This is a genomic window from Kribbella flavida DSM 17836 (genome assembly GCF_000024345.1).
GTDB classification, from domain to species: Bacteria; Actinomycetota; Actinomycetes; order Propionibacteriales; family Kribbellaceae; genus Kribbella; species Kribbella flavida.
On the sequence record NC_013729.1, the window covers coordinates 1,146,887 to 1,164,853 of the forward strand.

The 17,967-nt window shown below is 69.5% G+C and carries 16 protein-coding genes and 1 tRNA gene; 7 read left to right on the forward strand and 10 right to left on the reverse strand.

Annotation, left to right across the window (positions count from 1 at the left end):
* Nucleotides 1–201 precede the first annotated feature (201 nt).
* A complete protein-coding gene (locus tag KFLA_RS05295) occupies nt 202–1,005 on the forward strand; it encodes an EamA family transporter (protein WP_041289158.1) in 804 nt (267 codons plus the stop codon).
* Here KFLA_RS05295 and KFLA_RS05300 read toward each other — a convergent pair whose 3' ends face one another.
* Entirely contained in the window at nt 1,006–1,587 is a 582-nt protein-coding gene (locus tag KFLA_RS05300) for a dihydrofolate reductase family protein (protein ID WP_012918737.1), read from the reverse strand. It lies immediately after the preceding gene.
* Between the two features lie 20 nt (nt 1,588–1,607).
* Nucleotides 1,608–2,066, reverse strand: a complete 459-nt coding sequence (locus KFLA_RS05305; protein ID WP_012918738.1) for a DUF3592 domain-containing protein — start codon at nt 2,064–2,066, stop codon at nt 1,608–1,610.
* Nucleotides 2,067–2,136: 70 nt separating this feature from the next.
* Here KFLA_RS05305 and KFLA_RS05310 point away from each other — a divergent pair, with 70 nt between their 5' ends.
* The gene (locus tag KFLA_RS05310; RefSeq protein ID WP_012918739.1) at nt 2,137–5,073 is read left to right on the forward strand and encodes an AfsR/SARP family transcriptional regulator; all 2,937 of its coding nucleotides are present in this window, start codon (nt 2,137–2,139) and stop codon (nt 5,071–5,073) included.
* A gap of 65 nt (nt 5,074–5,138) precedes the next feature.
* Nucleotides 5,139–5,211 (forward strand) — tRNA-Thr (locus KFLA_RS05315).
* A gap of 118 nt (nt 5,212–5,329) precedes the next feature.
* On the opposite strand, the gene KFLA_RS05320 is transcribed toward KFLA_RS05315, so the two are convergent.
* Nucleotides 5,330–5,764, reverse strand: a complete 435-nt coding sequence (locus tag KFLA_RS05320; RefSeq protein ID WP_012918740.1) for an Rrf2 family transcriptional regulator — start codon at nt 5,762–5,764, stop codon at nt 5,330–5,332.
* An 87-nt stretch (nt 5,765–5,851) separates the two neighbouring features.
* Here KFLA_RS05320 and KFLA_RS05325 point away from each other — a divergent pair, with 87 nt between their 5' ends.
* Together KFLA_RS05325 and KFLA_RS05330 are read left to right on the forward strand one after the other, a co-directional pair.
* Complete coding sequence (locus KFLA_RS05325) at nt 5,852–6,604, forward strand: SDR family NAD(P)-dependent oxidoreductase (RefSeq protein ID WP_012918741.1); 753 nt, start codon at nt 5,852–5,854, stop codon at nt 6,602–6,604.
* 245 nt (nt 6,605–6,849) lie between these two features.
* Nucleotides 6,850–7,836, forward strand: coding sequence for a phosphotransferase family protein (locus KFLA_RS05330; protein ID WP_012918742.1), 987 nt, complete (start codon nt 6,850–6,852; stop codon nt 7,834–7,836).
* Here the strand turns inward: KFLA_RS05330 and KFLA_RS05335 are convergent.
* The 3 genes from KFLA_RS05335 to KFLA_RS05345 all read right to left on the reverse strand — a co-directional run bounded on the left by KFLA_RS05335 (nt 7,825) and on the right by KFLA_RS05345 (nt 11,839).
* A complete protein-coding gene (locus KFLA_RS05335; protein WP_202797084.1) occupies nt 7,825–8,418 on the reverse strand; it encodes an alpha/beta fold hydrolase in 594 nt (197 codons plus the stop codon). The genes KFLA_RS05330 and KFLA_RS05335 overlap by 12 nt on opposite strands.
* Nucleotides 8,419–8,476: 58 nt before the next feature.
* A complete protein-coding gene (locus KFLA_RS37805; protein ID WP_158307260.1) occupies nt 8,477–11,101 on the reverse strand; it encodes a hypothetical protein in 2,625 nt (874 codons plus the stop codon).
* Between the two features lie 189 nt (nt 11,102–11,290).
* On the reverse strand, nt 11,291–11,839 hold the full coding sequence (locus KFLA_RS05345) for an SMI1/KNR4 family protein (RefSeq protein WP_012918745.1): 549 nt from the start codon (nt 11,837–11,839) through the stop codon (nt 11,291–11,293).
* Nucleotides 11,840–11,953: 114 nt separating this feature from the next.
* On the opposite strand from KFLA_RS05345, the gene KFLA_RS05350 reads away from it, so the two are divergent.
* On the forward strand, nt 11,954–13,069 hold the full coding sequence (locus tag KFLA_RS05350) for a DNA glycosylase AlkZ-like family protein (protein WP_012918746.1): 1,116 nt from the start codon (nt 11,954–11,956) through the stop codon (nt 13,067–13,069).
* A gap of 51 nt (nt 13,070–13,120) precedes the next feature.
* Here the strand turns inward: KFLA_RS05350 and KFLA_RS05355 are convergent, their stop codons facing one another.
* Together KFLA_RS05355 and KFLA_RS05360 are read right to left on the reverse strand one after the other, a co-directional pair.
* Complete coding sequence (locus tag KFLA_RS05355) at nt 13,121–14,065, reverse strand: RNA polymerase sigma-70 factor (protein WP_012918747.1); 945 nt, start codon at nt 14,063–14,065, stop codon at nt 13,121–13,123.
* 64 nt (nt 14,066–14,129) lie between these two features.
* On the reverse strand, nt 14,130–15,320 hold the full coding sequence (locus KFLA_RS05360) for an NAD(P)/FAD-dependent oxidoreductase (RefSeq protein ID WP_012918748.1): 1,191 nt from the start codon (nt 15,318–15,320) through the stop codon (nt 14,130–14,132).
* Nucleotides 15,321–15,472: 152 nt separating this feature from the next.
* Here KFLA_RS05360 and KFLA_RS05365 point away from each other — a divergent pair, with 152 nt between their 5' ends.
* A complete protein-coding gene (locus KFLA_RS05365) occupies nt 15,473–15,967 on the forward strand; it encodes a GNAT family N-acetyltransferase (protein WP_041289801.1) in 495 nt (164 codons plus the stop codon).
* A 13-nt stretch (nt 15,968–15,980) separates the two neighbouring features.
* Here the strand turns inward: KFLA_RS05365 and KFLA_RS05370 are convergent, their stop codons facing one another.
* Nucleotides 15,981–16,901: an NADP-dependent oxidoreductase gene (locus KFLA_RS05370; protein WP_012918750.1), complete on the reverse strand. Its 921-nt coding sequence runs from the start codon at nt 16,899–16,901 to the stop codon at nt 15,981–15,983.
* A 120-nt stretch (nt 16,902–17,021) separates the two neighbouring features.
* Nucleotides 17,022–17,930 carry a GNAT family N-acetyltransferase gene (locus KFLA_RS05375; RefSeq protein WP_012918751.1) on the reverse strand — a complete coding sequence of 303 codons (909 nt, stop codon included), beginning with the start codon at nt 17,928–17,930 and terminating at the stop codon, nt 17,022–17,024.
* Nucleotides 17,931–17,967: the final 37 nt, after the last annotated feature.

A 17,967-nucleotide genomic window follows, 5' to 3' on the forward strand; every position in this document is an offset into this window, starting at 1 on the left:
GCCACCCCGGCTGGCCAGCCACCCCTCGGTGACTCCTTGCACTCACCTCCCGGCGCCGCCGACACCACCCCAGTCGGCGTGCCCGCCGGTGACACCGGCCCGAGCCAGCCACCCCTCACGACCACCCTTTCGAACACACCACCCAGCGCCCCTGAAGCAACCGCAGCCAACGGAAAAGGCCGCCTCCGAGGCATCCTCCTCATGCTCACCAGCGGCGTCTCCAACCAAGTAGGCGCAGCCACCGGCGCCCTGGGCTTTCCCGGCCTCGGCCCAGCCGGCGTAGTAGCGATCCGCCAAGCAGTAGCCGCCATCGTCATGCTCGCCGTCGTCCGCCCTCCGATGCACAAGTTCACCCGTCGCCAGTGGCTCCCCGTCCTCGCCCTCGCCGCCATCTACGCCACGATGAACCTCACCCTCTACACCGCCGTGCACCGCATCGGCCTGGGCCTGGCCGTCACCCTCGAGTTCCTCGGCCCACTGGCCGTCGCCCTCGCCGCCTCCCGCCGCAGAGTCGACCTCATCTGCGCCCTGGTCGCCGGCGCTGCCGTCTTCGTCCTCATGCGCCCGCAACCCACCACCGACTACCTCGGCATCTTCTTCGGCCTGATCGCCGCCTGCTGCTGGGCGGCGTACATCCTGCTCAACCGCACCCTCGGCACCCGCCTGCCCTCAGCCCAAGGCGCCGCCGCAGCCGCCGCGGTCTCAGCCGCCGGCTACCTCCCGATCGGCGGCTGGATCCTCATCCAGCACACCCCCGCCCCGAAGTACCTCCTGTACGCCGTCATCGCCGGCCTACTCGCCTCCGCCGTGCCCTACCTCTTCGACCTGTTCACCCTGCGCCTGGTCCCCGCCGGCTTCTTCGGCCTCTTCATGAGCATCAACCCCCTGCTCGCCGCCGTCGTCGGCTGGCTGATCCTCGACCAGCACCTGGGCCCGCTGGAGTGGATCGCCATCACCGCCGTCATCACCGCCAACGCCACCAGCGCCATCACCCCGACGAAGTGACTACTGGACCGTGTAACTCGCGATCGAGACCCCACGAGGCGACAGCTTCGACGCGGTGTGCGTGAGCCGCATCGGCTCCGGCAGCTCCCCGAACATCTTCTTTCCCGTGCCGATCACCAGCGGGAACGTCAACAGATGCAGCTCATCGACCAACCGGTGAGCCAGCAACGTCCGCAGCAACTCACCGCTCCCGAACACCACCAGATCGTTGCCCGGTCGTCCCTTCAGCTCCGCGACCTGTGCCGCCACGTCCGGCCCGAGGATCACCGTGTTGCTCCACTCGCCGCTGTCCAGCGTGCGCGACGCGACGTACTTCGGAACCCGGTTCATCGCCGCGATCGCCGGCTCGCTCTGATCGGCGGACGGCCAGACCGCCGCGAACTGCTCGTACGTCTTCCGGCCGAGCAGCAGCCCGTCCGCCGCGACCGTTGCCTCCTGCATGAATCCCGCCACTACCTCGTCCGAGTACGGCAGCACCCACCCGCCGTGCTCGAACCCGCCCTCCCGATCCTCGTCCGCCGACAGCACCGACTGGATCACCCCGTCGACCGACTGGAAGTTCACCACACTGACCTTGCTCACGAGCTCTCCTTCCGCACCAATCAGAACGCGCCCACCGCCGCCATCGCCCCGCCCGCCACCATCGCCCAGGCGACCGGAATCACCGGACCGGGATTCGCCTTGTCCTCCGCGTCGATGACGGCGATCGCCTCCGCCGGCGCGGCCCGCCGGTAAAGCACCCGCAGCGGTACGGCGTACCGGGTGCCAGCCGCCGGCACGCTCGGCCCCTCTGCGGCCCCTTCGGGATCGCCGAGCTGCCCGATCAGCTCTGTCCGGACCTCCTGGCCGTCCGCGGTGCGGAAGACGACGTCGACGGCATCGACGGACGTGTCTCGCCCGGCATCGACCTCCAGCTCGACCTGCGTCGCGACCGCCGGCACGCCCTGGGCGAGGAAGTCCCGGCCGACGCCCCGCTGGTACCGGACGTCCAGCTGGATGACCACCCCGAAGACGGCGACCAGCACGGCCACGACACCGACCCAGCTGAGCAGCTTCGCCATTCCCTCATGCTCACATGCGCCCGGGCCAGCTCGCCGAGCACGAGTACACCGCGTCGGGGAGACTGGGGGCATGGACAGGCTGCGGCTCGAGTTGCTGGGGGTGCCGCGGGGATTCGTGGGGGAGCGGGCGTTCGACCTGGGTCCGGTCCGCCAGCAGGCGCTGCTGGCCGTACTGGCGCTCAACGCGAACCACGTCCTCACCGCCGAGGAGCTGCTCAGCACAGCGTGGGGCGACGCGGCACCGGCGAGCGGGGCGAAGGTGGTCGCGCCGTACGTGTACCGCGTGCGCCAGGCGCTGCCGAACGGCGACGTCCTCCGCCGGACCCGCCACGGCTATGTGCTCGACCTCGAACCGGACGAGCTGGACGTGACCATGTTCGAGGCGACGGTCGCGGACGCTCGGCGTACGACGGATCGGCAGCAGGCAGCCGCGTTGTTCGCCGCCGCGCTCGACCTGTTCAGCGGTGAGCCGCTCGCCGGCCTGCCCGGGCGCTACCTCGCCTCGGAACGGCACCGCCTGACCGAACTGCGCCGGAAGGTGCAGGCGGAGCGGATCGAGCTCGACCTGGCGCTCGGGCGGTACGACGACGTGATCGCCGAGCTGATCGCCCGGGTCGAGGACGATCCGCTGGACGAGCAGGCGACCGGCCAGCTGATGATCGCGCTGTACCGCGCGGGCCGTCAGGCGGACGCACTCGACGCCTACGCCCGCACTCGCGCGGCCCTGATCTCCGAGCTCGGCGTCGAACCGGGTCCGAGTCTGCGCGCCGCCCATCAGGTCGTGCTCGCCAACGAGTCCCAAGCCGCCGAGCCTCCGCAGCCCGGCCGCGACGAGCTCCCGTACGGCGGATCAGCGTTCGTCGGCCGCTCGGAGGACCTGCGTCGGCTCACCACGGCGCTGACCCATCGGCAGGTGATGCCACTCGTCTGCGTCGACGGCATGGCCGGTATCGGCAAGACCACCTTGGCCGTGCGGGCTGCCCGCGAGGTCGCCGGCCACTTCCCCGACGGCCGGCTCTTCGTCGATCTGCTCGGGCACACGTCCGGCCGTCCGCCGATGCGCCCGGAGCAGGCTCTGAACCACCTGCTCCGCGGCCTCGGCACCGCCGACGACCAGATCCCCAGCGACCTCACCGAGGCCGCGGCGCTGTGGCGTTCGCAGACCGCGACGCGGCGGCTGCTCGTCGTACTGGACAACGCGCCGGACAGTGACACAGTCCGCCATCTGTTGCCTGGAGCACCTGGTTGCGCGGTGGTGGTGACGAGCCGCTCGCAGCTCACCGGTCTGGACCCGTCGGTCCGGATCGGCTTGCCCGCACTGACCGCCGAAGACGCCGCGAATCTGATCGCGACGGTCTCTGGGCGAGACCGGTCCGACCCCGCACTGACCGGACTGGTCGAGCGCTGCGGCCGCATCCCGTTGGCGCTCTCGATCGCCGGTTCCAAACTCCGCCACCGGCACAGCTGGACCATTGCCCACCTCAACGACCGTATGGACGCCAAGGGCAACCGATTGGCCGAGTTGAGTGTCGACGGCCGCAGCGTGACGACGGCCTTCATGGTCTCGTACGAGCAGTTGCCGAGCGAGTGCCGGCGGTTGCTCCGCCTGGTCAGCCTGGTCCCCGGCCGCGACGTCGACCGCTACGTCGCCGCCGCCCTGACCGACACGGCACCAGACTCCGCGGAGGACGCGCTCGACGCCTTGGTCGACGCGAACATGCTGCTGGAGAACGGCCCCGGCCGCTACCGCCTGCACGACCTGATCCGCGAGTTCGCCACCGGCCTCCCGTCGACCGAGGCCGAGACCGCCCGCGACCGGCTGCTCGCGTACTACGCGGCGGCGGCGCGTGCCGCCGGCGTACAGCTGCTGGGTGATCCGCCGTTCGAGCGGCGGCCGGTGCTGGGGGCGCTGCCGGCGCTCGGAACCTCGGAGCAGGCGACCGCCTGGGTCGCGCAGGAGGTCGAGAACGTGCTCGACGCCCTCGACTGGGCCGTCGACAACGACCGGCCGGCCGCCGTCGTCGACCTCACGCTCGGCATCTATCCGGCTGTTTTCACCAATGACCGGCTCGACTTGTGCCGTCGGCTGCTCGCCGAGGGACTGGCCGCCGCCCGGCGGGTCAAGGACCGCGAGGCGGAGTGCTACTTCCTCGTCCAGTCCGCCTGGATCGAGCTGACCCGGCACGACCGCGAGGCCGGGCTGGAGGTGCTCGACCAGGCGATCGAGCTGGCGCGCGACCTCGGCAGCCGCAACCTGCAGGCGTACGCCGCGGCCCAGCTCGGTCGCGCCTCGCTACGGATGGGCCGGCCGGCGCGGGCGATCGAGCAACTGGCCCGCGTGGTCGAGCTGAGTGGATCACTCTCGCCCCGGATCGCCACGACGTACCACCACACGCTGGCGATCTGCTACTGGGTCCAGGGCCGCCACGCCGAGGCGCTGGCGTGCGCGCGGGCGGCGTACGCGGCGGCGGAAAGTGGGGGCCTGCGGCTTCGGATGACCCGCCTGCTCGGCATGATCGCGCTCTGCCAGGTGGAGCTGCGGCAACCGGCCGAGTCGCTCGCGACCATGCGCCGGCTGACCGATCTCGGCGCGCCGATGACTCCCTGGTCGAGCGCTGAGCTGCTCACCGTCCGCGGTACGGCGCTGGAGCAGCTCGGCGACATCGACGGCGCCCTGGAGTCACATCACCGGGCCCTGGAACAGGCTGTCGCGACGGGCAATCCGGACGCGGAAGCCGAGGTACGCCTCCGGCTCGGCGGCACCCTGCTGGCCGCGGGCAACCATCGCCGCGGCGCGGACGAGTTCACCCGGGTCCTGGCCTTGGTCCAGAGCCGGGCCGCAACCTTCGACCGGGCCCGCGCGCTGGCCGGCCTGACCGACTGCCTGACTGCCGCGGGGGAGACCGAGCAGGCTGCTCGACACCGAGAGGAGGCGCTCAGCATCTACCGCGAACTGGGTTCCGTCGAAGTCGATCGCTGGGCGGCAAACGACGCAACCCTCCGGTGACCGCCGCGCCCCGCCCCACCCCTGACCCCACCCGCCACCCGATCCTCTACGATGGACCCGCACTCGCCGGCGTGGCGCAATTGGCAGCGCACCGCTCTTGTAAAGCGGTGGTTAGGGGTTCGAGTCCCCTCGCCGGCTCTCTGTACTTGACCCAGTCGCGGCGGCCCTGGTGGTACCTCGGCGAGGCGCCTTTCACCCCCAATGGGCGGGAGCGTGTCGACGCGCAGTGTCGGTGCACCCTGGCGCGCGGTGTCGGTTAGCGGGGGACCGCGAGTACCGCCTGGAGGACGTCTTCGAGGGTGGTCTTGCTCAGTTCGGTTCGCACAGTGCACTCGATGCCGGCGTAGACGTCGTGCAGTGCGGGCTGGATGCCGTGGCCGACGACGCATCCGTCGTCGGGGTTGGCGCGGTGCAAGGCGAAGAGCGGTCCGGGTTCGATCGCGTCGTACACGTCGAGCAGGGTGATCGAGGCGAGGTCGCGGGTCAGTGACCAGCCGGCGCCGGCGCCGCGGCGCGACTCCACCAGCCCGGCCTCGCGCAGTTCGCCGAGCAGGCGGCGGATCACGACCGGGTTCGTGTTCGCGCTGCCCGCGATCTGTTCGGAGGTGGCGACCTCGTGGCCCTGGCGCTGGTACAGGCCGATCCAGGCCAGCGTGTGCGCCGCGATGGTCAGCCTGCTGTTCGCGCTCACGTCGCCAGGCTACGGCAGGTGGCGTCGTAATCAAATGTGTTACGTTGAACTTGATGTAACTAATGTTGTTACGATGAAGGAGTCGGTATGAGCAAGGCATTGGCGGGCAAGGTTGCGCTGGTCACCGGAGGGTCCCGAGGGCTGGGTGCCTCGACGGTCCGGCTGCTGGCCGGGCAGGGCGCGGACGTCGCGTTCACCTATGTGCGTTCCGCGGCGAAGGCCCAGGCGGTGGTCGACGAGGTCCAGGCGCTCGGGGCCAAAGCGGTCGCGTTCCAGGTCGACCACGCCGACACCAGTCAGGCGCCGGCGTTGATCGACCAGGTCGTCGCGGCGTACGGCGGACTCGACATCCTGGTGAACAACGCGGCGATCGGGGTCGAGCAGGGCCGGACGGTCGACGACCCGGACGTGGACACCGCGGCCCTCGACCGGATGCACGCGGTCAACTATCTCGGCGTCATCGGAGTCATCCGGGCCGCGGTCAAGGTGCTGCGCGACAACGGCCGGATCATCACCATCAGTTCCGGGCTCGGCTCCCGCACCGGCGTTCCCGGCGTGGCCGACTACGCCGCGACCAAGTCCGGAATCGAGCGCTACACCCTCGGCGTCGCCCGCGACCTCGGCCCGCGCGGCATCACCGCGAACGTCGTCGAGGCCGGCCTGATGGAGACCGACATGAGCCCGGACCCCGAGGCGCTGAAGCCGCTGCTGTTGAATCTGTCCATCCAGCGGTTCGGTCACCCCGACGAGATCGCCGCCGCCATCGGCTTCCTCGCCGGCCCCACCGCCACCTACGTCACCGGCGCCGTCCTCGACGCCCACGGCGGCTACAACGCCTGAAGCCGGGCGATCACCCGGCGCGGACGCGGGATCGTCGGGGAACTGGTCGGTGCGATCGTCGCGCTGCCGCGACCAGATCCTGCACGGACAACTCTGCCTCGCGCAGACCCACGACGAGCGATCGCGCCGCTCCGGCCTCCGGATCCACCGCGGCATCGACCGGCCGGTGCCTACCATGTCAGCGAAGCAGCCTGTTCGTCGGCGAGTAGTCGTCAGCTGTTCCGGTTCCAGAGAAAGCGCAGTCGATGACGCCAGATCAGTTGCGGTCGCGCTTGGCGGCCTATTTCGCTCGCCGCAGTTCGGAACAACCACCGCCGGCGCTCGGGCCGCTGGTGAAGCTGGCGGGCGGGTGGGCAAGCAGTCTGTACACCTTCACGCTGGAAGAAGCCGGCTCGGGTCCCGCGGCGACGGCGGTGCTCAAGATGTACGCACCGAACGCGCGTGGGGGTGAGCATGCGGCCCGGGAGTGGGGTGCGCTCAACCGACTGCGCGCCATGGACCTTTCCGTGCCGCGCGGCATTCTCCATGAAGCAGACGCTCGGCACCTTGGGCAGCCGTTCATGGTGATGGACCATATTTCGGGAAGCTCCTTGTGGCAGGTCTTTCAGGCTGCCGATTCAGGCACGCAGGCTCGACTCACCGAGTCGTTCGTGGCGCAGTTGGTCGCGCTTCACGCTCTTGATGCACAAGTCCTCGAGCCAGCCGTCCGGACACATCCGTACGGATATATCGAGCACGAGCTCGAGCAACTGCGCCGCGACAGCGAGTCGCACGCGCCCCTGGTTGAGGTTGTGAACTGGCTGGAGAAGCGCAAACACACAGTGCCCTGCGAGCGGCCGGTCATTCTCCACCGGGACTACCATCCCTGGAACGTGCTGGTAGACGGCGGTGAACGCCTCTGGGTGATCGACTGGGACTGGCAGATCGGTGATGCCCGCTTTGATCTCGCCTGGACCTGCATGCTGATGCAGCGGAGCGATTTCCGATTGTTCAGCAGCGCTGTTCGAGCCGAGTACGCACAGCAGAGTGGCGGTCCGCTTGACGGCTTGACCTACTTCGAGGTGTTGACGACGGTTCGCTGGCTGCTGAATGTGCTGCCCGCGGTGGAATCGGAGGACCTGCTGGATGCCGCGACGCGGGCAGACTTTCGCAAGTTCCTGGTGGACCCGGTACGCCGGGCGCAGACCTTCCTGCACGAACAAACCGGTATCGACGCAGCCCTACGGATGTAGGAGAAGCCCGGCCGGAAAGCCGAATTCCGAAAACTCCTCGTAGTAGGCGCGGCCGGCCGAGCCCGCCGTACCGGTCAGCCAGTACAGCATCACCGTGGTGAGCAGGTGGTCCCGCGCGATCGGCTGCGCGGGGTCGGCCCACTCGTGCCACTTCTCCGCGATCCAGGCGAGCTGACCGACCGGCGAGTCCACCAGCGCGTAGGCCAGCGTCCGGGGGCGGGTCGACTGCAGGTCGGCGTAACCCTGCTTCTCCTGCTGCCAGGAGGCGATCGTGCGGTCGCGTTCGGCCGGGTCGAGCGCCGCGAGCTCTTGCTCGGTCGGCTCGCTGGTGGCGCCGCCGCCGGGCAGCAGGTTGAGGTGGACGCCGACCACCTGCTCGGGGCGCACCCGGCCGAGCTCGCGGGAGATGGCCGCACCCCAGTCACCACCCTGTACGCCGTACCGGTGGTCGCCGAGCCGGTCCATCAGCTCGCCGAAGGCCTTGGCCATCCGGTGCACCTCCCAGCCCGGCTCACGGGTCGGACCGGACAGCCCGAAGCCGGGGATGCTGGGGATCGCCAGCCGGAAGGGTTCGATGCTCACTGACGCCAGCCTGCCGCACAACGGAGCCGCCCTGCAGCCGATCTCCGCTGCATCGTCCTCACGATCGCGCCTGGTCGTCGGTGATTCGGAACACGCTGACGGCCCCGTTCTCGAACTGCAGCTCGAGGTTCGTCCCTGTGCTCACGACCGGTTCGCGGTCGTGAGCCCGGTCCACGAACAGCCAGCGCACGCCGTACTCGTCGCGGGCCTGGCGGAGGGTCTCCGCGGTCGGCGCCGAGAACAGCAGGCGATTCAGCTGGGCACGTTCCTGCCACGGTGCGGGTTGGAACATGTATGCATTTCCGCCGGTGCCGTGCTCGGCCATAGCCTGTTGCGTGTAGGCCCAGCCCTCCAGCAGTGTTCGGCGTCCGCCCAGACCGCTGACCAGGTATCCCAGCGCGACGCAGTCCTTGCGGTTCGGCCAGCAGGCGGTGTTGGTCGCCACGACGTCGTGCGGCCCCGTGTTCTCCCGCAGCCAGCGGGCGGCCGCCTGTTCGCCGACGCTGAAGCTGAGGTTCTTCGACGTGTACACCGGTCGTGCGGTCGATGCGCGGGAGGCGGCGGCCTGGTCGATCGTGCTGCCCAAGGAGACGCCGATCGTCATCATGACCGGGATCAGCAGCCCCATCCCGACGAGCCCCGGCCAGGCGTTGAGCAGCCGCCGCCAGCAGTGCCAGGCGAGCAGCATCGCCACCAGCACGACCAGCGGGCCACGGGCCAGCGCCAGGACCGCGGACCAACCGGTGCCCAGCTCGGAGACCTCGACCAGCTCCTGAACCGGAACCACGGCAACGCCGAACACCACACCGAGTACGGCGAGCATCAGGCCCTGGCGCAGGCTCCGTCCACGGATGGCGATACTGATCATCCAGGCCGCCGCCACCGCCGCGAACGGCACCAGGCCGCGGAGGAAGTAGTACTCACTGGATGAAGGGTGGTCTACCAGCAGGAAAGCGAGCCAGCCTGCGGTCAGTCCCCCGAGCAGGAACCAGCCGGCCGGGTCCGTGCGCATCCGCCGCGACGCCAGCAGACCGAACCCGACCAGCATGCCGAGCTGGCCGACGAGCAGCACCGCGAGCAGGGTCACCACTGCGACGACTCGACCTTCGGCGATCGGGCGGAGCAGGAAGTCGCCGGACGCCGCGAGCGACCGATCGCCGGTGGCCGCCCAGTACGACGGTCCCTGTGCCCGCAGGACGGCCAGTGGACGAAACCCCGATCCGCCGGTGCTGCCGGTCACGGTGAGCATGGCAACAGTTCCGGCGGAGAGCAGGATTCCACCCGCGATCACCGATCGCCAAGGAACACCCCGCTTGCGCACGGCGACGTACAGGCCGGCCAGACCGACCGCGCCGAGCAGGAGGGGCAGCACGGTCGGTTTCGCGCCGCCACCCAGGACGGCGAACGTTACTGCGAGAACCCACGCACCTGACGAGCTGGTGCGGTACAGCACTTCCACGAGGAAGAACGCCGCGGCCACCAGCGCAATCAGCGCGAACGTCTGCGAAGGACTGGCGTAGTAGATGAGGGTGCCGACGACCGACAGGCGCTGGTGCCCGATCAGCGCTCCGGCTGCCGGCACCGCGAGAATCCCCACCGCGATCACCGCGGTCGGCCACTCTCGGGAGATCTGCCGCGCCAGCACGGCCGTGAGCAGCATCGTCACCGCCGTCAGGGGAACCAGCCAGAGCCGGAACAACACCAGTTCGGCGGACAGCCCGGTGATGTGGGCGGCCGCTGCCATGTCGGCGTTGGCGAACCAGTGGTAATCCAGCGCTTCGCCGGCCACCTGCGGTAGCTGTGGTGGTACAGAGCGCATGAGTTCGTGCACCATCGACAGGTGGTAGAGCAGATCTTGGTGGTACTCCGTGCCGACGGGCTGCTGCAGGTTGTTCTCCAGGGTTCCCGGCGCGAGGTGGTACAGCAGCGGCCCGGCGACGACGCCGAACAGCATCACCGCGACCGCGATCGCCACTCCCCAGGACCAGCGGAGCGGCAACGGAGCCGGGCGATCGATCCGCCAGTACCGGCGCAATCGCGGCACCGCGACGAACGCAACGAGCACCGCCGCCGGCCAGATCGCCAACCACTGCTGAAGTCCGAGCGCCGTGAAGCCGGCCCAACCGATGAACTGACAGGCCGTCCCAGTCGCCGCACCGAGCGCGACGTCCTCCACCCAGTTGCCGGTACTACGCCAGATGAGGCGCAGCAGCAACGTTCCCGGCAGCACCACGCCCGCGCCGAAGTACCCGCAGTACGTCGCGATTGCGTCCGCCGGGACGCCTGCGTACCTGAGTCCACTGACGGCGACCAGAGCGGGAAGAAGCCATGGCAGCAGGCGCATCGCGCTGTACCGGCGCCGCAGCCGATCAACCGACGCCGGGCGGTTCTCGACGAGCTGCATACCTTGAAAAACGGGCCCAGCCGGCGAATCGTTGTCACGTCGCCCTGAATTGCGGACCGACCTTCGGCGTTTGCCGCCGTCCGCCGGCAGCTGATCCTCAGCCAGAACAGAGTCGATGCGACGCGCACCGTGGATCTGCGCCGCGCGGGGCAACCCCGATGTACTCGTCATACCCACCCATGTCCAGCAAGGCCCCGGTCGTGTCAGGTCGGCTCGGGGGTGATCAGCCTGGTCGGCCGATGCGCTGGGTGCCGAGCCCTGCGAGCAATTGGAGCGCATCTTCGGAGGACGAACCGGTGGGTGCGGTGTAGATGATCAGTCGGCAGCGATGTCGTGCGCGATGGTTCGACGCCCTTCGGGCGAACGCGTCGGCAGTGACCGGCGCCGTGCTCACTGTGGACGGCGGTTGTCGATCGAACTTTGACACCACCAGCGTGCACCTCCGGTCGACGCGGGAAGTAAGCGGCGTCAGTAGCCCAGATCGTCTGCCTCTTCTTCCAGGTTGATCCACGAGAGATGTCGCTCATCAAGTTCAGGCCGATAGTCACCGCTCGCGCCCTGCAGGCCGGTCACTGTGGCTGACAGGAGACCAGCCAGGGTGGTGAACTCGTGGAACGTGTAGGGAACCGGGGGAGCGTCGTCGAGAATCAGGTACAGGTCGTCGCTTCCATCGAAGCTCAGCGCGAGCGCGCTGCCACCGGGGTCGACGGCGAACGGCACCAAGTTCGGACTCGCTACTAGCTGGAGGTACTCGGCGTGAGATGCGTGCCGTTGTATCGCGCGCTCGACCGGGAGTGGGTACCACTCGGCGATGAAGGAGAACCCACCGGCGCCAGTGAGCGTGGTGCCGTCGTGGACGAGGTATGCATCGCGCAACGCCTCAGGTAAGTCGGCACCGACTGCGGTGCTCCAGCGATGCAGTTGGTCGCGGGCGGCTGGTGGTCGCAGGCTCGACAGGACCTGGGGGCTTGACGCGAGCTCGCGCTCGATGTCGCGCCAGAGGGACTCGATACTCATGAGGTCACCCTAGGGAGCGCCTACTTCACATCAGGTTCCTTGGAGAAACCAGGGGATCGTTGGTTTCTGGTTCATGGGCGGATTTTCGTCCGGGATCGGTGCGAGGATGCGGAGATGAAGACGTCGACGGAGACGACGGTCACCTGGGCGCAGGCGCTGGGCTGGCGGATGGGGCGGCACCTGCTGGACCCGATCGGGTCGGAGTCGGTGGCCGACGTCGTTCGTCGGCTGGGTGCGGTGCTGTCCATGGACGAGTCCCTCGCCGAGCTCGCGGTGAGGACCCGGCGCGAGACGTCTCGTCCCGGCGAGCTCGCGGCGGCGGTGGCGGACGGGACGGTGATCAAGGCGTTCGCGTTCCGCGGGGCGATGCACTACCTCGCGCCCGAGGACGGTGGGATCTACCTCGCGCTCCGGTCGGCCGGGCGGCAGTGGGAGCTGCCGAGCTGGGTGGAGTACTACCGGCTCGCGCCGCAGGACTGGCCCGACTTCCGCGCCGCGGTGCGTGATGCGCTGAGCGACGGGCCGCTGACCATCTTCGAGCTCGGCGATGTGCTGACGCGCCGCCCGGCGTACCGGCACCTGAAGCCGGTTTTCGCCGAGGGCGCGGGCACGCTGATCAAGCCGCTGACGTGGCAAGGCGACGTGAGCCTGGGTCCACGCCGGGACGGGCAGCACACCTTCCAGCGCCTCGACAGCAACCCGCGGTGGCCAGGGCTGCCCGAGCTCGACGACGCGGGTCCGCGCGCCATCACGGCGTACTTTCGAAGCTACGGACCAGCGACCTTCGCCCATCTTCACTACTGGCTCGGCAACGGGCTGAGCGCCGGCCGCAAACGGATCAACGGTTGGATCTCCGGGCTCGGTGATCGACTGGCTGCAGTCGACGTCCAAGGCACCACGGCCTACGTGGTGCGGGAGGATGTCGACGCGCTGGCTGCTTCGCGGCATTCGGAGGCCGTGCGGTTCCTTCCCGGGCACGACCAGTGGGTGATCGGTCCCGGCACCAGTGACGTCCACGTGACCCCGGCATCGCTACGAGCGCTCATGACCCGCAAAGCCAACCCTGTGGTAGTTGGCGGAGTCGTCTGCGGAACATGGGCGCTCAGGGGTGACGAGCTCACGGTCGCCTGGCTCGGCGAGCGACGACCACCCGAGAAGGCCATCGAGCAAGAGGCCGCGAGACTCTCCGGCATCCTCGGCCGGGACCTGCACTTGAGACGGACCTCGTAGCCGGCGAAAGTCGTACGGCGGCCCGCCTGCCTCGCGAGCGGCCGGGCGGCATCATTGCCGGGTAAGTGGAATCTCCGTTGCTCGGTGGGTCAGCTTCTGCGGGTTGCGGACGTAGTACAAGCCGGTGATGCGGGAGTCCTCGACGCTGATGGCGATGACGCCGTCGAGGTCGCCGTCGTAGTGCAGAGCCAGTGCGGGGCTGCCGTTGACCGCGGTCGGTTCGACGGTGAGCGTGACGTCGTGCTTGGTGAGGCCACCGACGATGAACGTCGCCACCTTGCGGGCGCCGACGACCGGCCGCGGAGTGGTCTGCTTGATGCCGCCGCCGTCGCTGATCGCCACGACGTCGGGCGCGAGCACGTCGAGCAGGCCTTGCAGGTCCCGGGTCTCGAGCGCGCGCTGGAAGGCGTCGAGCGCAACCTGGGCCTGCCGGGCGGTGACTGAGCGGCGCGGCCGCCGGGCTTCGACGTGGCGGCGGGCACGGTGGGCGATCTGGTGCACCGCGGCCGGGGTCTTGTCGACGGCGGCCGCGATGTCGTCGTAGCCGATCCCGAAGGCCTCGCGCAGGACGAACACCGCGCGTTCGGTCGGTGTCAACGTCTCGAGAACGAGCATCAGCGCCATCGACACGCTCTCGGACAGTTCGACGTCGGCAGCCACGTCCGGCGTGGTGAGCAGCGGCTCCGGAAGCCACGAGCCGACGTACGACTCGCGGCGGCGCTTGACCGAGCGCAGCCGGTTGAGTGCTTGCCGGCTGGTGATCCGGACCAGGTAGGCGCGATGGTCCTTGACCTGGTCCAGGTCGACCTTCACCCAGCGCAGCCAGGCTTCCTGCAGGACGTCCTCGGCATCGGCCGCCGAACCGAGCATCTCGTAGGCAACGGTGAACAGCAGGTTCCGATGCGTGACGAAGGCCTCGGTCGCCGCGTCCGTGGCGCCGGCGGATTCCGCCGGAGCATCGGCCTTCCGGCCGTGCGATTCACCTGTGCTGTTCATGAAGTCCTCTCCTGCCCGGTAGCCGGTGGTCCGGCGGCCGATGCCACGACGGCGGGTTGGTGTCCTAGGCAACCGACGGGGTGGTGTCGTCGCGGCGGGTCCGCAGCAGCTGCGGCCGGTGCTTGCCGTCCTTGGGCCACGAGTGCGAACCCGGTTTCTCCGCCTCCTTGACCAGATGCTTCACGCTGAAAGCACAGGACAGCTCCTTCAGCTTCTTGCCCGCACGTCCCGGGAAGTACAGCGGCGCCGCGACGTCGTTCTTGTGGGCGAGCTGGAAGATCCCGGCGTGCCGGCCGAAGCTGATGCACATCGCGCTGAACGACAGGTCGATCGGGGTCGGCCGCTCGCCGGCGATCCGGTGCAGCACGGTGTCCGCGGCGTGAGCACCCAGGCAGCCCGCGGCGTACGCGCTCATCCGGAACGGCAGCTCGGACGGCGCCGAGGAGTCGCCCGCCGCGACGATGCGCTCGTCGTTCACGCTGGTCAGGGTTTCGTCGGTGATCAGGCGACCGGCGGCGTCGGTCCGCAGCCCACTGCGAGCGGCCAGGTCGGGTACGCCGAAGCCCGCTGTCCAGATCGTCACCTCGCTGGGCAGGGTCCGCCCGTCACCGAGCTCCACGCTTTCCTGTGTCACCGCGGTGACCGACGCTTTGGGTCCTTCGATGACCCTGACGCCCAGCCTGGCCAGGTACTTGCGGGCGGTACGCCGAGCCCGAGGGTGCAGGTACGGCCCGAGGGCAGCACCGCAGACCAGCGTGACGGCGCGGCCCTGCTCCGCCAGTTCCGCAGCGGTCTCGATGCCGGTCGGTCCGCCTCCGACGACGGTCACGCCGGCTGCGAGCGGCCGGTCGGCGAGCACCGACCGCAGCCGCTGTGCCGCGTCCAGGGTCGCGATCGGGTAGGCGAACTCGGCCGCTCCCGGCACCTGTGGCCCCGCACTGCCGCTGCCTACCGCATAGACCAGGTAGTCGTAGCCGATCGTGCCACCCTCGGCGAGCGTCACGGAGCGCTCGGCCGCGTCGATCCGCGTCACGCTGTCCACGACCAGCCGAACCCCCTCGGCGAGAACGTCGTCGTAGGCGACGACCGCGTCGTGGGTCCCGCCGACCAGTTGGTGCAGCCGGAGCCGCGGTACGAAGACCCGCCGCGGGTTCACGACGGTCACCGTCACGTCGTCACGCTGCGTGAGACGGTTGGCCGCCATCACCCCGGCGTACCCGCCGCCGACCACAACGATCTCGGTGTTCTGCTGCATGGTGTCTCCTTCGCTCCGAAGTGTTCGAGCACCAGACACCGACTGAGCGAAGATCCTGACAGCGTGTTACCCAGATCACAGGTAGCCGAGGCGAGCGGGCGAGGGCGCGGGCACGATGGGCAGCCAGGAAAGCCATGGTTCAGGATGTGACGATGACTGCTGAACGCGTGCTTGTTCGTCCTGCGGCGGAAGCCGACGACCCCGCACTGCTGGCCCTGGATTCCGCCGCGTGGGACTCCAGCAGCGGGTTCCCTTCGTTCCGAGCCGCGCTGCGCGGGAGCTTCTTCACCGAGCGCGCCGGACCCCAGAGCTACCTCGTCGCGGAGCTCGGCGGTGATGTGGTCGGGTACGTCAAGCTGCAGGACAAGTACCAGTTCGCCGAGGGAGCCGGCGTACTGGAGGTAGCCGGTCTGGCCGTCTCGCCGACGGCGCGGGGCAAGGGCATCGGCTCCACCCTGCTCGACGCGGTGGCCACCGAGGCGAAGCAGCGCGGCGCCCGGAAGATCTCCCTGTACGTCTTCGAGACCAACACGTCTGCCCAACGCCTGTACGAACGGCACGGCTACGTCGTCGAAGGGCGCCGCATCGCCGAATTCGTCATCGACGGCGCTCCCCGGACCGATCTGTCCTTGGCCAAGTATCTGTGAGCAGCTGAAAGAATCAGTCTTCGGCGACCCGGATGATCGTTCGGCCGGGTGTTTGCGGGCTGCCGGCGAAGGCGGTGGGGGCTTCGGACAGCGGTCGTACGGCGCCGATGATCGGGGTCAGCCGGCCGTCGCGGAGGCGGTCGGCGATGGAGGCGAGCTGGCCACGGTCCGGCTCGACGATGAAGAAGACGGCTCGGCCGTCGCGGGGTTTGACCGTCGGTGGAGCGGCGATGGTGACCAGCGCGCCTCCGGCGCGGACCAGCGCGGCCGAGGCGTCCAGGATGTCGCCGCCGATCACGTCGAAGACCACGTCCACCTCGCCGGCGGCTTCCAGTGGTTCGCTGTCGAGGTCCACGAACCTGTGCACGCCGAGGTCGAGCGCGGTCGCCCGGTGGGCGGCGCGACCCGTGCCGATCACCTGGGCACCGATCTCCCGCGCGAGTTGTACGGCGAGCGAACCGACCGCGCCCGCGGCTCCGTGGACCAGCACGGTCTGGCCGGTGCGCAGACGGCCGTGCTCGAACAGACCCTGCCAGGCGGTCAGCCCGGAAATCGGCGAGGCGGCCGCGACGACGTGGTCCACGTCAGCGGGCAGCGGAGCGAGGTTGCGCGCTTCCACCGCGACGTACTCCGCCAGTGTTCCGTTCCGGGTCCAGTCGGTCAGGCCGAACACGCGCTGACCCACCGTGAGACCGGTGGTGCCGAACCCGAGCTCGGCGACGACGCCTGCTACTTCGTGCCCCGGCACGCTCGGGGTCCGATCTCGACCGGCCCGGTCGGTCCAGGTGCCGGGCCACTCGAGCTCGCCGCGGGTGAACCCGGCGGCGTGGACCCGGACGATGACGTCGTTCTCGGCAGCATGAGGAGAGGGGAGGTCCGTCAGGGACAGCCCGTCGACGCCGGCAGCGCGGTCTCGAACGGTGATTGCACGCATGAGTGACCCCTAACGGTAGGCAGCTACGATCGCTCGTTTTCGACCGTACCGACGAGGTTGCCCGCATCCATGGGCCATTGCCCGGCAGGGAGGATGGGCCACTTCGCCCAGCGTGCCGATCTACTGCTGTGGACCCAGCCCGGCCAGCGGCAGCGGTGCTCGCAGGGTGATGCTGACGATGCCGTAACTGAAGCCGAGGTGTTCGTTGAGGCGGCGCATCGCGTCGTTGCCCCGCTGCGTCCAGGTGTAGATCTCGGTGATTCCGTGGTCGGCGGCCCACGCCATGCTGGTGCGTTTGAGGGTCGCGGCGACCGACTTGCCGCGCCACTCCCGGCGTACGGCGGTGTAGGCGACCTCCGCGCGTTCCGGACGATCGGTGTCCAGCAGCAGCCCCGCCACGCCGATCACCGTGTCACCGGCGACGGCCACGAACATCGCGGCCGGGTCGTTGATCCACTCCGTCTCCCAGTCCGTCGGCGAAACCCGCAGCGGGACCGGCAGGTCCATGTCCGGCAAGGTCGGCAGCGCGACCTGGTGGTAGGCCGCCGGCCACAGCTCCGGACGGTCCGCGACCGAGACGATGCGGTACTCCGTCGGTGCCGCCGGCCACGGCTCGTCGCCGAGCTGCCGCACCTGCTCGACCTGCCGATCCGTTTCCACGAAGCCGAACCGCTCCGCGAAGAGCCGCGACCCGTCGTCGTCGACGCCGGTCCCGGCAGCGTCGTAGCCCTGGGCAACGGCATGGTCGGCGAGCGCCCGGAGCAGGCTGGTCCCCACGCCGCGTCGCCGGAACTCCGGGTGGACGCGCGGCGTGAGCGACGCCCGTTCGCCGTCGCCGGAACGATCCGCCAGTCCGCTGCCGACCACGTGGCCGTCGGCCTCCGCCAGCAGCATCAGCCGGCCGGGGCGGTCCCGCTCGCGCAGCTCGGCGACGGTCGGGCAGCGCTCGTACGGCAGTACGGCGATCCGCACCGCGCGCCAAGCCTCGTAGTCGGCGTCGGTGATCGCCGTCCGGACAGTCGCAGTCATGACCTCAGCTTGCCCTGATTCCCCGGAAAGAGCGCGG

Coding starts and splice junctions, on each gene's coding strand:
- KFLA_RS05295 (WP_041289158.1), top strand. CDS start 202: ATGCTCACCAGCGGCGTCTCCAACCAAGTAGGCGCAGCCACCGGCGCC.
- KFLA_RS05305 (WP_012918738.1), bottom strand. CDS start 2,066: ATGGCGAAGCTGCTCAGCTGGGTCGGTGTCGTGGCCGTGCTGGTCGCC.
- KFLA_RS05310 (WP_012918739.1), top strand. CDS start 2,137: ATGGACAGGCTGCGGCTCGAGTTGCTGGGGGTGCCGCGGGGATTCGTG.
- KFLA_RS05325 (WP_012918741.1), top strand. CDS start 5,852: ATGAGCAAGGCATTGGCGGGCAAGGTTGCGCTGGTCACCGGAGGGTCC.
- KFLA_RS05330 (WP_012918742.1), top strand. CDS start 6,850: ATGACGCCAGATCAGTTGCGGTCGCGCTTGGCGGCCTATTTCGCTCGC.
- KFLA_RS37805 (WP_158307260.1), bottom strand. CDS start 11,101: ATGCGCTCCAATTGCTCGCAGGGCTCGGCACCCAGCGCATCGGCCGAC.
- KFLA_RS05345 (WP_012918745.1), bottom strand. CDS start 11,839: ATGAGTATCGAGTCCCTCTGGCGCGACATCGAGCGCGAGCTCGCGTCA.
- KFLA_RS05350 (WP_012918746.1), top strand. CDS start 11,954: ATGAAGACGTCGACGGAGACGACGGTCACCTGGGCGCAGGCGCTGGGC.
- KFLA_RS05355 (WP_012918747.1), bottom strand. CDS start 14,065: ATGAACAGCACAGGTGAATCGCACGGCCGGAAGGCCGATGCTCCGGCG.
- KFLA_RS05360 (WP_012918748.1), bottom strand. CDS start 15,320: ATGCAGCAGAACACCGAGATCGTTGTGGTCGGCGGCGGGTACGCCGGG.
- KFLA_RS05365 (WP_041289801.1), top strand. CDS start 15,473: ATGACTGCTGAACGCGTGCTTGTTCGTCCTGCGGCGGAAGCCGACGAC.
- KFLA_RS05370 (WP_012918750.1), bottom strand. CDS start 16,901: ATGCGTGCAATCACCGTTCGAGACCGCGCTGCCGGCGTCGACGGGCTG.
- KFLA_RS05375 (WP_012918751.1), bottom strand. CDS start 17,930: ATGACTGCGACTGTCCGGACGGCGATCACCGACGCCGACTACGAGGCT.